Source organism: Erythrobacter cryptus DSM 12079 (assembly GCF_000422985.1).
Lineage (GTDB): Bacteria > Pseudomonadota > Alphaproteobacteria > Sphingomonadales > Sphingomonadaceae > Erythrobacter > Erythrobacter cryptus.
On record NZ_AUHC01000012.1, the window covers coordinates 75,088 to 90,080 of the forward strand.

Consider the following 14,993-nt stretch of genomic DNA (forward strand, 5'->3'; position numbering starts at 1 on the left):
AGGGGCGATGGACGATTTTGCCGCCTGGATCGGGCGCGAGAGCCGCGCCAAGGACCAGCTGGGCGAGGCGCTGGCGGCGCGCTGGCTCGCCACCTTCGATCATCCCCACCCCAAGACGCGGCTGATGCCGCAGGGCATCCACTTTTGCCTGTGCAACCCCGAAGTGCCCACCGCCTTGCTCGGCGAGGATGGCCACCCGCGGCGCGATGACAGCCCCCAAAGCTTCCTTCCCCCGGTGCCGTTGCCGCGGCGGATGTGGGCCGCTTCGACCATCCACTTCCTTGCCCCGATCGCGATCGGTGCGGTGATCGAGCGGGTCAGCCGGGTGGCAGCGATCCGCGAGAAGGAGGGCAGCAGCGGGCGGCTTGCCTTTGTCGATGTCGAGCACACCACCCTTGCCAATGGCACCGCGGCGGTGCGCGAGACCCAGACGCTGGTCTATCGCGAGGCCGCCGCGCCCGATGCGCCGCTCAGCCCGCCGCCGCCGGGGGAGGGCCGTTTTGCCCCCGATGGCTGGGACGCGCACCGCTGCCTGGTGCCCGATGCCCGGCTGCTGTTCCGCTATTCCGCGCTCACCTTCAACACCCACCGCATCCATTACGATGCCCCCTATGCACAAGGGGTGGAGCGTTATCGCGGCCTCGTGGTGCACGGCCCGCTCACCGCCAGCCTGCTGCTGCACCTCGCGGCAAGCGTGGTGGGCGACAACCGCCTGCGCAGCTTTGCCTTTCGCGGCCTTTCCCCGGCGATTGCGGGCGAAGCGCTGCATCTGGTGATGCGAAAGGGCGAAGAAGGCTACGAACTTGCCGCCTTTGCCGCGGACGGACGGCAGATCACCGCGGCCAGCGCGGCGCTCTAGCCGATGGGATAATCGGGGATCGGCTGGAGCACGCCATAGCTCTCCTTCACCGGCGCGCGGCCGAGCGGGGGAAAGGCGATCGGCTCGGGCTCTTCGTGGGTATCGGGGATGCGGGCGAGCAGATCGTTGATCAGCGTCAGCCGCCCGCGGCGCTGATCGTTGAAATCGACGATCGTCCAGGGGGCATGGGGGGTGTGGGTGGCGGCCAGCATCGCCTCGCGCGCTGCGGTATAGGCATCGTAGCGTTCGCGCGCGGCAAGATCGATCGGTGACAATTTCCAGCGCTTGAGCGGGTCTTCGAGCCGCTCGCGCAGCCGCGCCTCCTGCTCGGCCTGATCGGTCGCCAGCCAGTATTTGAACAGCAGGATGCCGTCATCGACCAGCAGCCTTTCAAACACCGGCACCGCGGCCAGGAAGGCTTCGACCTCTTGCGGGCTGGCATAGCCCATCACCCGTTCCACCCCGGCGCGGTTGTACCATGATCGGTCGAACAGCACGATCTCGCCCCGCGTCGGCAGGTGGGCGACATAGCGCTGGAAATACCATTGCCCGGCCTCGGTCTCGGTGGGCTTGGCCAGCGCCACGGTGCGGCACTGGCGCGGGTTGAGCTTCTCGCGCACCGCGGCAATTGCCCCGCCCTTGCCCGCGGTGTCGCGGCCCTCGAACAGCACCACCACCCGCGCGCCGCTGGCCTTGACCCAGCGCGCCATGCTGACCAGCGCGAGGCTGAGCGGCGCGAGCGCGGTTTCGTAATCCTTGCGGCTGATGCCCATGATCGCCTCCTCCCCATTTGTCCTTGCCGGCGCGGAATGGTATCATCTGCAACGAGATGGCCACCCTCGCACCCCCTGTCCCCGATTTTGCCACCCTGCCAGAGCTTGCGGCAGATGTCTTCACCGCGCCGCTCAGGCGCCCGGCCCATGTCGGCGAGGACTGGCTCGAGCCGCGCCAGGCCGATTACTCAGCCGAAGAACACCGCATCTGGGACGATCTTTTCGCCCGGCAGATGGAGGTGCTGCCCGGGCGGGCGTGCAGCGCCTTCATGGCCGGGCTCGACAAGCTCGATCTCGGGCGCGGCGGGGTGCCCGAGTTCGGCCGGCTTTCCGAACAGCTCGGCCGGCTCACCGGCTGGCGCGTGGTGCCGGTGCCGATGCTGATCCCCGATCACGTGTTCTTCTGGCACCTGGCCAACCGCCGCTTTCCCGCCGGCAACTTCATCCGCTCGCGCGAGAGCTTCGATTACATCGAGGAGCCGGACGTGTTCCACGATGTCTTCGGCCATGTGCCGATGCTGACCGATCCCACCTATGCCGATTACATGCAGGAATATGGCCGGGCCGGGTGGAAGGCGATGCGCTACAACCGCTTGAAGGCGCTGGGAGCGCTCTACTGGTACACGGTCGAGTTCGGGCTGATCCTTGAGGGCGGCACGGATCTGCGCGCCTATGGCGCCGGGATCCTCTCCGGCCCCACCGAGGCGCGCTTTGCGGTGGAAGGGCAAAGCCCCAACCGCATCATGCTCAATGTCGATCGGGTGATGCGCACCGATTACGTGATCAGCGATCTGCAGCCGACCTATTTCGTCATCGAGAGCTTTGCCGATCTCTATCGCCAGACGGTCGAGCGCGATTTCGACCGGCTCTACCGCAGCCTCGCCCCGGGCTTCACCTATGCCAATGCGGCGGTGATCGATGTCGACAACGTGCTCCACCGCGGCACGCAGGAATACCACCTGCGCGGCGGGCGCGGCAGCGGGGCGGTGCCGGTCTAGCTGCGCCTCACGCCCCGGCGCGGCGGCGGGCAAGCGCGTGGTAGAGCACCAGCGCGACGATGCAGGCGGCGAGCGCGACCCCGAGGCCGAGGAGCGAGAGGCTGCCGATCACCGTGCCCTGATTGGCGATCTCGCCCGCCACCACCGCGACCACGAGGCCAAGGCCGATCTGGCGCAGGATGTCGCGCGGGCTTTCCGTGCGGGCCAGGATCGAGGCGAGCCAGCCCAGGGTTGCGCCCAAGAGGATCAGCACCAGAAGCGCCATATGCGTCACATTCTCCAACAAGCCTTGTCGCGCGCGGGCGCGCGCTCCATCAACCAGCGGGTGCGCGGCTGGTTCCGGCGATGCGCTCGTCAGCGCAGGCTCAGCCAGGCAAGGCCCAGAAGGCCGATGGTGATGCGATACCAGGCAAAGGGGGCAAAGCCGATGCGGGTGACGATGGCCACGAACAGCTTGACCACCACCAGCGCGGTGACGAACCCGGTGGCAGAGCCGATGGCGATGAGGGTGAAATCATCCCCGGTGAGTTCCGAGCCGCGCTTGGCCAGCTGATAGACGGTTGCCCCGGCGAGCGTGGGGACCGCGAGGAAGAAGCTGAACTCCGCCGCGGTCTTGCGATCGACCCCGAAGGCCATGGCGCCCAGGATGGTGGCGCCCGAGCGGCTCACCCCCGGGATCATGGCGAGGCACTGCACCAGCCCCACCAGCACCGCGGTGCCGAGCGGCACGCCGGCCACCCCCGGCCCGGTGGCAGGCGGCCTTGCCCAGCGCTCGATCGCCAGGATCGCAAACCCGCCGAGGATCAGCGTCCAGCACACCAGCACCGCATTGCCGAGCAGGGTTTCGATCACATCGCCAAAGGCAAGGCCCAGCAGCACCGCCGGGAGGAAGGCCACGAGGATGTTGCGCACAAAGGCAAAGGCGCCCCGATCGCGGGTGACAAGACCGCGCGCCACATCCCAGAAGGTGCGCCAGTAGAGCACCACGATCGCCATGATCGCCGCCGGCTGGATGGCGATGTTGAACACCTCCCAGGCGCGCTGGTCAAAGCCCAGCAGCTCGGTGGCAAGGATGAGGTGCCCGGTTGAGGAGACGGGCAGGAACTCGGTCAATCCTTCAAGGATGCCGAGCAGGATCGCAGCGATGGTCTCGTTCATGGGCTTGAGCGCATCGACGAGGGGCAAGCGCCTGTCAAACCGAAAAGGCCCGCCCCCATCCGAAGGGCGGGCCTCTGCCTTGGTGCATTGGGTCGCCGCGCGGGGCTTACCAGATGCGCACGCGCTCCTCGGGGGGCAGGTAGAGCTTGTCCCCCGGCATGACGCCGAAGGCCTCGTACCAGGCATCGAGATTGCGCACCGCGCCATTGGCCCGATATTCCTCCGGGCTGTGCGGATCGGTGCGCAGGCGGTTGCGGTAATTCTCCTCGCGCTGGGTCGATCGCCACACCTGCGCCCAGGCGAGGAAGAAGCGCTGATCGCCGGTGAAGCCGTCGATCACCGGCACCTCCATATCCTTGGTCGCCAGCTTGTACGCGCGCCAGGCCATCGACAGCCCGCCGACATCGCCGATGTTCTCGCCCAGGGTCAGGCGCCCGTTGACGCAGGTCTTGCCCTCATCGAGCGGGCAGAAGGCATTGTATTGCGCCACCAACCGATCGCCCAGCGCGTCAAAGGCCTTGCGGTCCTCCTCGGTCCACCAGTTGCGCAGCGCGCCCTTGGCGTCGGACTTGGAGCCCTGATCGTCAAACCCGTGGCCGATCTCGTGCCCGATCACCGCGCCGATCGCGCCATAGTTGACGGCGATGTCGTGCGAAAGTGAGAAGAACGGCGGCTGCAGGATCCCGGCGGGAAAGACGATCTCGTTCTTGGTCGGATTGTAATAGGCGTTGACCGTCTGGGGCAGCATGAACCACTCGGTGCGGTCGATCGGCTCGCCGAGCTTTCTCACATTGTCCGCGCGCTGCCAGCGCGCCGCGGCCATGCGGTTGGCCAGCGGCTCGCCCGGAGTGATGGCAAGGCCTTCGTAGGTTTCCAGATTGGGGCGATAGCCGATCTTGGGATCGAAGCTTGCGAGCTTGGCGCGCGCTTCGGCCTTGGTCGCCTCGCTCATCCAGGTGATCTCGTCGATCGACTGCGCCAGCGCCCGGCGCAGGTTGGCCACCAGTTCCTCCATCGCCGCCTTGTTTTCGGGCGGGAAGTGGCGCGCGACATATTCCTTGCCGACCAGCTCGCCGATCAGGCCTTCGGCCTCGGCAATGGCGCGCTTCCAGCGCGGGCGCTGTTCGGGCTGGCCGCGCAGGGTCTTGCCGTAGAGCGCGAAATTGGCCTCGTCGATGCGGCGCGGCAGCACGCCGGCGTGGTTCGACAGGAACTCCTTGACCGTCCAGGCCTTGAGCACGCCGAGCGGGGTTTCACTAAGGAGCGCGAACATGCCCGGCAGGCCCGTGCCGATCTTTTCGAGCGTTGCCGCATCGAGCTTGAGCGCGGCGATCTCCTCGCTGCTGGGCGGCATCAGCGCCACGACAAAGCCCGGGCTGGCCGCAAGCCCCAGGGCTTCGATCATCGCCGCCACCGGCACCTTGCCGCCGATCGCCGCCAGCTCATCGGCGGAAAGCAGGTTGTAGGTCAGGTCGCGGTTGCGCCGCACCGCCCGGTCCCACGCCACGTCGCGGGCGATGCGCTCCTCGAAGGCATAGACTGCCTCGGCCTCCTGCTCCGGGTCCTCGTAACCGGCCTCGCCGAGCAGGAAGGCAAGATAGGACTTGTAGGCCTGCTGGATCGCCCGGCCCTTCTCGCTGGTGTCGAGATAATATTCGCGGTCTGGAAGGCCGAGGCCGCCAAAGCCGAAATTGGCGATGTGGCGATCGGGCTGCTTGGCATCGACGCTCACCGCCCCGCCGATCGGCGCGGCATAGCCCGGCTCGGCCCAGAGCAGGGCCAGCGCCTCGAGGGTTGGGGCGGCAAGGATGCGATCGAGATGGGGCCGCGCGGGCGCCAGGCCCGCCGCCTCGATCGCCTCGCTATCGAGATAGCTCAAATAGGCATCGAGGATGCGGCGCTCATCGCCCGAGAGGCTGGCCCGATCGCGCGCGGCCAGCTCGTCCATGATCGCGCGGACATCGGCGGTGCTCTTTTCCCCGAGCAGGGTGAAGGCGCCGAGGCGGCTGAACTCGGGCGGCAGCGGGTTGGCCTCGATCCAGCGGCGGTTGACATAGGCGTTGAAATCATCGCCGGGCTTGACCGAAGGATCGATCAGCGCGGGATCGACGCCCCAGGTGCCAAAGCTCATCGTCGGCAAGGCGGCAGCCGCGGCGTCGCTCGTGCCCTGAAGCAGCGGATCGATGGGCGCATCGGCGCCTTCGTCAGCGGCATGGGCAAGGGCTGGCGCGGCCAGGATCAGCGCGGCAAGGCTGGCGCCGCGCAGGGCGGCGGAAATGGTCTTCATGGCTTTTGTGTCCCCGAAAAGCTTGAGCGGGCGGGCGCCCGGCGGGCGCCACCATAACGCTGCAGCCGGCAAAGTGTTGCGCTTGGTCAGGCTGGCCGCGCGCTTGGTCGAAAAAGCCTCAGGCCGCTTCGGTGAACTGCAGCCGCGCGAGGCGGGCGTAGAGCCCGCCGGCCTTGATCAGCGCCTCGTGGCTGCCCTGTTCGACGATCCGCCCCTCATCCAGCACCACGATCCGGTCGGCCGCGCGCACTGTGGCGAGGCGATGGGCGATCACCAGCGTGGTGCGCCCCTGCATCAGCCCTTCGAGCGCCTGCTGCACCAATTGCTCGCTTTCGGCATCGAGCGCGCTGGTGGCTTCATCGAGCAGCAGGATCGGGGCATCGCGCAAGAGCGCCCGGGCGATGGCGATGCGCTGCTGCTGCCCGCCCGAAAGCTGCGTGCCGCCTTCGCCAAGGTGGGTGTCGAGCCCCTGCGGCAGGGCGCGCAGGAAGCCTTCGGCATTGGCGGCGCGGGCGGCCTCCCAGATCTCCTCGTCGCTCGCCTCCCAGCGGCCATAGCGCAGGTTGTCGCGGGCATTGGCGCTGAACAGCACCCCCTCCTGCGGAACCAGCGCCATGCGCGCGCGGATTTCGGCCGGATCGGCGGCGGTGAGCGGCACCCCATCGAGCCGGATGGTGCCGGCCTGTGGATCATAGAAGCGTTGGGCGAGCTGGAAGATGGTGCTCTTGCCCGCGCCCGACGGCCCGACGATGGCGACGGTCTCGCCCGGCTCGATCTCGAGCGAGAAGTCCCTGAGCGCGGCGACCTCGGGCCGGGCCGGATAGCGGAAGGTGACATTGCGGAACGAGAGGCTCCCACGCGGGGGCACCGGCAGCGGCTGGGGCCGCGCCGGGGGGGCAATATCGGGCTTGGCCTCGAGCAGTTCGGCAAGGCGGCTCGCCGCGCCCGCGCCGCGCAGGAGATCGCCATAGACCTCGGTGAGCGCGCCCAGCGCGCCTGCCACCAGCCCGCCGGTGAGCACGAAGGCGGCGATGGTGCCGCCGCTGATCTCGCCCGCCGCCACCGCCAGCGCGCCGCGCCACATCACCAGCACCACCCCGCCGAACACCAGCAGGATCACCACCGCCGTCATCGCCGCGCGCAGCAGGATTCGCCGCCGCGCGGTCTCGAAGGTGTTTTCCACCACCCGGGCAAAGCGCTCACCCTCGCGCTGCTCCTGCCCGAAGCTCTGGACGATCTTCATCGCCGAGAGCACCTCGGTGACATAGGCGCCGACATCGGCGATGCGATCCTGGCTGCTGCGCGAAACCGCGCGGATGCGCCGCCCGAAATAGACGATCGGGGCGATCACCAGCGGAATGCCGATGAGCAGGCCCAGCGTCAGCGAGGGGGCAAGGAACAGCAGCAGCCCGATCCCGCCGATCGCGGTCAGCGCATTGCGCAGCGCCACCGAGACCGTGGTGCCCACCAGGTTCTCGATGATCGCGGTGTCGCTCGTCATCCGGCTGGAGATTTCCTTGGGGCTGTTGACCTCGTAGAAGCCGGGCGAGAGGCGCAGCAGGTTTTCCTGCACCTTGAGGCGGATATCGGCCACCACCCGCTCGCCCAGCCAGCTGACGAAGTAGAAGCGCAGCGCCGTGCCGATGCCGAGGATCACCACGATCATCAGCAGATATTCAAAGGCGCGGCCGATCTCGGCCGGGCTGGCCGCCTGATTGAAGGCGCGGTCGATGATGACCTTGAAGCGATAGGGAATGGCAAGGGTTGCCGCCGAGGTGATGACGAGGGCAGTGAGCGCCAGCGCGATCTGGCGCGGGTAGGCGAGCGTGGTGGCAAACACCATCCGCAAGGGCGCGAGCGAGCGACCTCGGCGCGGAATCTCCGCCTCCGCCCGGGGCGCGGCCGCGGCAGAGACGGGCTGCGCCCCGGCGTCTGGGGTCTTATCGCTGGCGGCGGGGCTGTGGGCGGCTTCCTGATGCATTCTCGCGCGGGCTTAGCCCGAAGGCCCCGCGATTTCACGTGCAAAAAATGGCGCAGCCGCGCCGATGACCCATTGCCGGTGCAATTGTGCATTGCACAATCGGCGCCGAGCGCCCATCCTTGCGGGCAAGCGGGCCCGGCCAAGAGGCCCGCGTGGTTCGTCACGCACAAGGAACGGGCTCGTCATGCTCTATTTTGCCTATGAGCTGCAACGCAGCTGGATGAACAGCGCCAGCGCGCTGGCCTCGATCGGGGCCGAGATACTTTCGCACCCCGCCAACCCCTTGGGTTATACCGGGATTGGCCCGCTGGCGGCGAGCGCGCTCGATGTCTTTGCCCATGCCACTGCCAGCTATGACAAGCCCGAATTCGGCATCCGCGAGGTGGTGATCGGCGGCACCGCCTATCCGGTGAGCGAATCGACGGTGATGCGCCGCCCCTTTGGCGATCTGAAGCGCTTCCGGGTCGAGGGCCTGGGCAAGGATCGCCCGCGGCTTCTGATCGTCGCGCCGATGAGCGGGCACTATGCCACGCTGCTGCGCGGCACGGTGGCGCGGATGCTCGAAAGCTGCGAGGTGTTCATCACCGACTGGGCCGATGCCAAGATGGTGCCGCTCGATCGCGGCAGCTTTGACCTCGATGACTATATCGACTACCTCATCGCCTTTCTCGATCACATCACCGCCAAGAACCAGGGCCGCCGCGCGCACATGATGGCGGTGTGCCAGCCGAGCGTGCCGGCCTTTGCCGCCACCGCGCTGCTCAACCTCCACAAGTCGCCCTCCACGCCGCTGACGCTGACGATGATGGGCGGGCCGATCGACACCCGCGAATGCTCCACCGTGGTCAACAACCTGGCGATGCAGCGCCCGATCGAGTGGTTCCGGCACAACGTGATCGCCACGGTGCCGTTCAAATATCCGGGCAAGGGGCGCCGGGTCTATCCCGGGTTCATGCAGCTTTCGGCCTTCATGAGCATGAACCTTTCGAGCCACATGATGAGCCATTATGAGATGTTCAAGCACCTCACCATGGGCGATGAGGCGAGCGCCCAGGCGACCAAGGATTTCTACGACGAATACCGCTCGGTCTGCGACATGACCGCCGAGTTCTATCTCCAGACGGTCGAGGAGGTGTTCCAGAAGCATTCGATCCCCAAGGGCGAATTCCGCCACCGCGGGGAGATCGTCGATCTTGGCGCGATCACCGACACCGCCCTGCTCGCGATCGAGGGCGAGCGCGATGACATCTCGGGCCTTGGCCAGACGCGCGCGGCGCTGGGCCTCACGCCCAACTTGCCCGAGGACAGGAAGCGCTATTTCATGGCCGAGGGCGCCGGGCACTATGGCATCTTCAACGGCAGCCGCTGGCGCAGCAAGATCGCGCCGGTGGTCGAGGAATGGATCGCCGCCCATCCCGGCTAGGGCGACGTCGCCTGTCAGCGCCGGGCGCTGGCGAGGGCAGGGCCGGTGGTGCGGCTTTCAAGCAGCAGCAGCGAGATGCGCCGGTTGCGCGGATCGGCTGGATCATCGGCCACCAGCGGCTCGGTGTCGGCCACGCCCTCGATCCGGGCGATGCGCTGCTGCGGCACCCCGCCCAGCACCAGCGCCTGGCGCGTCGCCTCGGCCCGGCCGGTGGAAAGCGACCAGTTGTTGGCCACCACGCCCTTGCGCCATGGTAGCGAATCGGTGTGACCGCGCAGGATCAGCGGGGCGCTCTCCTCCTTCAGCGTTTCGGCCATTACTGCCAGCAGCTCGCGCGCCGGGCGGGTGAGGATGGTGGTGCCCAGTTCGAACATCGAAAAATCGGCATCATCCATGAGGTCGATGCGGATCCCCTCGGGCGCACGCATCACCCGCACCTGGCGGGCAAGGCGTGCGATATGGCGCCGTTCGGTGAGTTTCTCGGCGATCCGCTCGCGCAGCTTGCGCAGCTTCTCGCTGTCGGCCTCGGCCCTGCCCCCGGCCTCCTTCGGCCCGCCGGTGACCCCGCGCGGGATGGTGATCGCCCGGCTGCCGGTCTGCCCCATGGCATTGGGATAATTGTCGACCTCGGTGAGCGAGGAACCGCCGAGCAGCCCGTCGGATCCGGCGCTTTCCTGGCGCAGCTTGACGAGTGTCGGGGTGAAATAGTCGGCAATGCCCTTGCGTTGCTTCTCCTCGGTCGCGCCGAGCAGCCACAGCAGCAGGAAGAAGGCCATCATCGCGGTGACGAAATCGGCATAGGCAACCTTCCAGGCCCCGCCGTGGTGGCCGGCTTCGACCACGGTGATCTTCTTGACGATGATCGGCGCGGGGATGGTGGTGGCCGCGCCCTCGCCCGATTGGGTGGGATCGGACAGCGCCATCTCACCGCCCCCGCATCATGTCGAGCAGTTCGGTCAGCCCCGGACGGTGCGCGGGCGGCAGGCCCGAGCGTGCCGCTTCGAGCACCAGCGGCTGCGGATAGCCGTGCAGGGAGGCGATGATCACCTGCTTGATCGAATGAAAGATCTGGCTGTCGTGGGCGTTGATCTGCTTCAATCTTGTGCCGAGCGGCCCGGCAAAGCCATAGGCCAGCAGCACGCCAAGGAAGGTGCCCACCAGCGCCGAGCCGATCATGTGCCCCAGGATTTCGGGCGGCTTGTCGATCGCCCCCATGGTCTTGATGATCCCCAGCACCGCCGCGACGATCCCCAGCGCGGGCAGGGCATCGGCGAGCGACTGGATCATGTGGGCCGGCTCGTCCATCTCATGCAGCTGGGTCTTGATCGCATTGTCGATCACCTCTTCGACCGCGGGGATATTGAGCGTGCCCGAAGAGACCACCATCAAGGTCAGCGGGTCGCAGATCATCGCGGTGACAACCGGATCGGCCTGGAGCCGGGGATATTCGGAGAAGATCGCCGAATTGGCCGGATCGGTGACGTGGGCTTCCAGCGCCACCGCCCCTTCGGCACGCAGCAGCTTCATCAGCTTGGAGGTGAGCGCGATCACATCGATGTGATCGGCATCGGTGTATTTCGGCCCCTTGAACACCTTGACCAGGCCGGCGCCGAGCAGCTTGATCGCATGGAGCGAATTGCCGATCAGCGTTGCCCCCAGCGCCGCCCCGCCGATGATCATGAATTCGAGCGGCAGCGCTGCCAGCACCGGGCCCATGGCTCCGCCGGCAAGAATGAACCCGCCAAACACCATGGCGAGCAGGACAACAATGCCGATGGCAACGAACATGGGCGCTTGTTCCTTTAGCGCAGCGAGCGGAACAGGGTCAGCTCGCTCACCTGGGCAAAGGCCGCCTGGCTCGCCTCGAGCGCGGTGAGCGATTGCTGGAGCCGGGCGATGGCATCGGCAATGTCGGTATCGCCGGCGCGGCTGCGCCTTTCGGCCAGCGCGACGCTGCGTTCGGCCTGCTGCGCCTCGACCGCTTCGAGAAAGGCCATGCGGGTGCCGAAGATCGTCTGCGCGCGGCTGAAGGTGTCGAGCGCGGCATCGAGCCCCTCGAGCGCGGCACCGGCCGCGGCCACCGGGTCAGGCGCGCCCCCCTGCAGCGCGGCGGCGAGGCCCTCGATCACGGCAAAGGCGCTGGTCGGGGAGCCGCCAAGCGTGAATTCAAACACCGCGCTGCCCGGCAGGCCCCGCTCGATCGCGGTGCCTGGCGCCACTTCCACCGCGCCGCTGGTGGGGGTGCCGGCATAGACCACGTTGCCAAGCCCGTCGCGGGTGAAGGCGGGGCCGGAGGCGAGGCCGGCAAACAGCGGCTCGCCCGAGAGCGTGACGGCATTGGCGCGGGTGAAGAGTTCTGCGCCGAGCTGTTCCAGCTCGGTGGCGATCGCTTGCCGCCCGTCGGGGCCGGTGGCGGTGCTGGCCGCGGCCACCGCAAGTTCGCGCGCGCGCTGGAACAGCGTGGTCACCGCCGCGACCTCGCTCGAGGCCGAGGCCAGGTCCTGCCCCAGCCGTGCCGCCTTGTCGCGCTCGGCCATGGTCAGCGTCTCGCGCCGGGCGATGCTGCGCAATTGTGCCGCGGCCGCCGGATCGTCCGAGCCGCGCGCGATCCGCTGTCCGGTGGCGATCTGCGCGCGGGTGCGCTCGATCTGCCCGCGCAGATCGGCCATCTGGGTGAGCGCGCGGTTGAAGAAGGATCCGGTGGCATTGGTCACAAGGCCCATGGCAGCACTCCCCTATCTCAGGCCCAACAGCGTATCGAAGATGTCGGCGGCGACCTGGATCACCCGGCTGTTGGCCTCGAAGGCCTGTTGCAGGCGCACCAGATTGGCGGCCTCGGTGTCGAGATCGACCCCGGTTTCGCGCAGCAGCTCGGCATCGGCGCTTTCGGCCACCACCGCCAGTCCGTCGCGCCGGATGCGGGTGGCGGCCACCTCGCTCGAAAGGCCCAGCAAAAGCGCATCGACCCCCGCAGCCGGGCCGCCGGGCGCCGCCAGCGCGGCGAGGAAGGCAGCAAGATTGGCGGTGTCGCGGCTGCCTGCGGGCGCTCCGGCGGGGGCAGTCGCCAGGCCCTCCGGCGCACTCAGCACCACGGCGATGCTGCCGGCCCCGGTGCCGGCAAAGAGCGGCTGGCCGGGGCTGCCATCGGCGGCGCTGCCGGCGGCCTGCGCGCCATTGGCAAGCGCGATGGTGGTGTTTGCAAGGCCATCGAGATCGTCCTGGAGCACCGCCATGCGCGCCAGCGCCGCGGCGCGCCCGGCCATGGCCCCGCCCGCGGGCACAAGGCTGCTGGTGCCCGCGGCAAAGCTCGCCGTGCCATCAGCGGCAAAGCTGACGCTGACGGTTTCGGCGCTCGCCCCGGCAACCAGCGCCAGCGGCGGCGCGCCGGCAAGGGCCACGTCCACCGTGCCATTGGCATTGAAGGTGGGCACAATCGCGAATTCTTCAGCAAGCCCGCGCAGCGCCTTGTCGCGCGCATCGAGCAGCGCCGCGCGCCCGGCGGTGCCTTCGCGGGTGGCGATGATGTCGCGGTTGATCCGCGCCAGCTCGCCCGCAAGCTCGTTGACCTTGGCAAGCTCGGCGCTGGTCTCTCCCTGCACCAGGCTGCGGGCATTGGCGAGGCTGCTATCGGCCACGCGGAAGCTCGCCGTCACCTGCCGCGCGCTTTCAAGCGCAGTGATCCGCAGCGCCGGTTCGAGCGGATTGGCCTCGAGCCGGCTGAGCGCGGCTTCGAAATCGGCAAGGCTCTGGAACAGGCCGGCCGTCTCGATCGCGCTTTCGGCATCGCCGAGCGCCGCAAGCTCCGCCTCGGCCTGGGCCAGCGCCGAGGCGGCATCGCGCGCCTGGCGCTGCACCAGCGCGCTTTCGGCCCGTTCGATATTGCCCGGGCGCACCCCGCCGAGCGAGGCGGCGCTGTTGACCCCGATGGTGCGGGTCATCACCAGTTCGGATTGGGTGAGGCTGCGGCGGGCATAATCGGGATTGGTCGCATTGGCGACGTTCTGCGCCGTCAGCTCGAGGCTGGTGCGGGTCGCCGCAAGGCCGCTGCGGGCAATGGTGAAGATCGCGGTGGGCATCAGCTTTCCTTGTCGATGGGAGTGTGCACGGGCAGGTGTTGCGCGAGGCTCGCCTCGATGCTCCGGGCAAACCCGAAGGCGCCGGTGCGCGCGGCGATATCGGCAAGGTGCTCGTCGCGCAGGCTGCGCCACTGTTCCATCGCCCCGCCGGTGAGCGGGGTTTCTTGCGCCCAGGACGAGGCGCGGGCGCTCGCCAGCAGCTGGCGCAGCAGCATCGCCTCGAAGCCCTCGGCGGCCTGGCGCAGGGCGGCGCGCTCCGGGGAGAGGGAGGCGGAGCGCGCCGCGCTGCTGGTGGGGCGCGGGGCGGCAGGGGCAACCGGCCCGCTCACAGCACCACCATCTCGGCCTGCAGGCTGCCCGCCTGCTTGAGGCTTTCGAGGATCACCACCAGATCGGCCGCGCCCACGCCGAGCAGGTTGAGCGCATCGACGATCTCGCTGAGCGAGGCGGCCGCAGGCATATAGGCCACCCGGTCGGCCCGCTCCTCGACGCTGATGGTCGAGGCTTCCTCGACCGCGGTCTCGCCGCGGCTGAAGGGCGCAGGCTGCACCACCGCGGGGCTTTCCTCGATCCGGATCACCAGCTTGCCGTGGCTGACCGCGGCGGGCGCCAGGCGCACGGCATCATTGATCACCACCGTGCCGGTGCGGCTGTTGACGATCACCCGCGCGGCCACCGGGGCTGGGGTGACGGGCAGCATCTCGATCTCGGCCAGCATCGCCGCGCGCAGATCATTGCCCGAGGGCAGGGCGAGCGCGATCGACACCCCATCGGCAATGGTGGCAAGGCCGGGATAGCGCGCGTTGATCGCATCGCGCACCCGCGCCGCGGTGAGGAAATCGGCCTTGTGGAGGTTAAAGCGCAGCGCCGGGGCATCCTCGAAGCCGGTCGCCACCGCGCGTTCGACCGTGGCACCATCGGCAATCCGCCCGACCGTGGCGACATTGACGCTGACCTGCGAGCCATCACGCCCCGAAACCCCCAGCCCGCCGACCGCGACATTGCCCTGCGCCATGGCGTAGATCTGTCCATCAGCACCATAGAGCGGGGTGAGCACCAGCGCCCCGCCGCGCAGGCTCGAGGCCTGGCCGAGCGTCGACACCGTGACATCGATGCGCTGGCCCGGCTTGGCAAAGGGCGGCAGTTCGGCGGTGACGATCACCGCTGCGGCATTGCGCAAGGTCGGGCTGATGCCCGGTGGCAGCGGCAGGCCGAGCCGCCCGGAAATGCCGCGCATCGCCTCGGTCACATATTGCAGGTTGTTGTCGCCCGTGCCCTGAAGGCCCACGACCACGCCATAGCCGGTGAGCTGGTTGGCGCGCAGTCCTTCGAACTGGCCAAGATCGCGGATGCGCTCGGCCCCGGCAGGGGCAGGCATCAGCCCGGCAGCCAGAGCCATTGCGAGAGAGATGAGGCCGGCAAGCAAGCGGATCATCGC

At 68.4% G+C, this 14,993-nt stretch carries 14 protein-coding genes; 3 read left to right on the forward strand and 11 right to left on the reverse strand.

The window, feature by feature from the left end; translation table 11 throughout:
• Positions 1-7: 7 nt before the first annotated feature.
• Positions 8-859 carry an HTD2 family dehydratase gene (locus G524_RS0109275; RefSeq protein ID WP_027443473.1) on the forward strand — a complete coding sequence of 284 codons (852 nt, stop codon included), beginning with the start codon at positions 8-10 and terminating at the stop codon, positions 857-859.
• On the opposite strand, the gene ppk2 is transcribed toward G524_RS0109275, so the two are convergent.
• A complete protein-coding gene (ppk2, locus tag G524_RS0109280) occupies positions 856-1,632 on the reverse strand; it encodes a polyphosphate kinase 2 (protein WP_027443474.1) in 777 nt (258 codons plus the stop codon). The genes G524_RS0109275 and ppk2 overlap by 4 nt on opposite strands.
• Before the next feature lie 56 nt (positions 1,633-1,688).
• Here ppk2 and phhA point away from each other — a divergent pair, with 56 nt between their 5' ends.
• Positions 1,689-2,630: a phenylalanine 4-monooxygenase gene (phhA, locus tag G524_RS0109285; protein ID WP_027443475.1), complete on the forward strand. Its 942-nt coding sequence runs from the start codon at positions 1,689-1,691 to the stop codon at positions 2,628-2,630.
• A 7-nt stretch (positions 2,631-2,637) separates the two neighbouring features.
• On the opposite strand, the gene G524_RS0109290 is transcribed toward phhA, so the two are convergent.
• The 4 genes from G524_RS0109290 to G524_RS0109305 all read right to left on the reverse strand — a co-directional run bounded on the left by G524_RS0109290 (position 2,638) and on the right by G524_RS0109305 (position 8,056).
• Positions 2,638-2,895, reverse strand: a complete 258-nt coding sequence (locus G524_RS0109290; RefSeq protein WP_027443476.1) for a hypothetical protein — start codon at positions 2,893-2,895, stop codon at positions 2,638-2,640.
• Positions 2,896-2,984: 89 nt separating this feature from the next.
• Positions 2,985-3,788: an undecaprenyl-diphosphate phosphatase gene (locus tag G524_RS0109295; RefSeq protein ID WP_027443477.1), complete on the reverse strand. Its 804-nt coding sequence runs from the start codon at positions 3,786-3,788 to the stop codon at positions 2,985-2,987.
• 106 nt (positions 3,789-3,894) lie between these two features.
• Complete coding sequence (locus G524_RS0109300; RefSeq protein WP_027443478.1) at positions 3,895-6,075, reverse strand: M13 family metallopeptidase; 2,181 nt, start codon at positions 6,073-6,075, stop codon at positions 3,895-3,897.
• A 118-nt stretch (positions 6,076-6,193) separates the two neighbouring features.
• Positions 6,194-8,056: an ABC transporter transmembrane domain-containing protein gene (locus G524_RS0109305; protein ID WP_027443479.1), complete on the reverse strand. Its 1,863-nt coding sequence runs from the start codon at positions 8,054-8,056 to the stop codon at positions 6,194-6,196.
• 184 nt (positions 8,057-8,240) lie between these two features.
• Here G524_RS0109305 and G524_RS0109310 point away from each other — a divergent pair, with 184 nt between their 5' ends.
• Positions 8,241-9,479, forward strand: coding sequence for a polyhydroxyalkanoate depolymerase (locus G524_RS0109310; protein ID WP_027443480.1), 1,239 nt, complete (start codon positions 8,241-8,243; stop codon positions 9,477-9,479).
• Between the two features lie 14 nt (positions 9,480-9,493).
• Here G524_RS0109310 and G524_RS15470 read toward each other — a convergent pair whose 3' ends face one another.
• From G524_RS15470 to G524_RS0109340, 6 genes are read right to left on the reverse strand one after another with little or no spacing between them, the layout of a single operon-like run.
• Complete coding sequence (locus G524_RS15470) at positions 9,494-10,402, reverse strand: flagellar motor protein MotB (RefSeq protein WP_051221063.1); 909 nt, start codon at positions 10,400-10,402, stop codon at positions 9,494-9,496.
• 1 nt (position 10,403) lies between these two features.
• Positions 10,404-11,267 carry a flagellar motor stator protein MotA gene (gene motA, locus G524_RS0109320; protein WP_027443481.1) on the reverse strand — a complete coding sequence of 288 codons (864 nt, stop codon included), beginning with the start codon at positions 11,265-11,267 and terminating at the stop codon, positions 10,404-10,406.
• Between the two features lie 14 nt (positions 11,268-11,281).
• Positions 11,282-12,202: a flagellin N-terminal helical domain-containing protein gene (locus G524_RS0109325; protein WP_027443482.1), complete on the reverse strand. Its 921-nt coding sequence runs from the start codon at positions 12,200-12,202 to the stop codon at positions 11,282-11,284.
• Between the two features lie 12 nt (positions 12,203-12,214).
• The gene (gene flgK / locus G524_RS0109330) at positions 12,215-13,555 is read right to left on the reverse strand and encodes a flagellar hook-associated protein FlgK (RefSeq protein ID WP_027443483.1); all 1,341 of its coding nucleotides are present in this window, start codon (positions 13,553-13,555) and stop codon (positions 12,215-12,217) included.
• Positions 13,555-13,884: a rod-binding protein gene (locus G524_RS15475; protein WP_051221064.1), complete on the reverse strand. Its 330-nt coding sequence runs from the start codon at positions 13,882-13,884 to the stop codon at positions 13,555-13,557. Before G524_RS15475 ends, flgK begins: the two co-directional genes overlap by 1 nt.
• The gene (locus G524_RS0109340; RefSeq protein WP_027443484.1) at positions 13,881-14,990 is read right to left on the reverse strand and encodes a flagellar basal body P-ring protein FlgI; all 1,110 of its coding nucleotides are present in this window, start codon (positions 14,988-14,990) and stop codon (positions 13,881-13,883) included. The genes G524_RS15475 and G524_RS0109340 overlap by 4 nt, the downstream gene beginning before the upstream one ends.
• Positions 14,991-14,993: the final 3 nt, after the last annotated feature.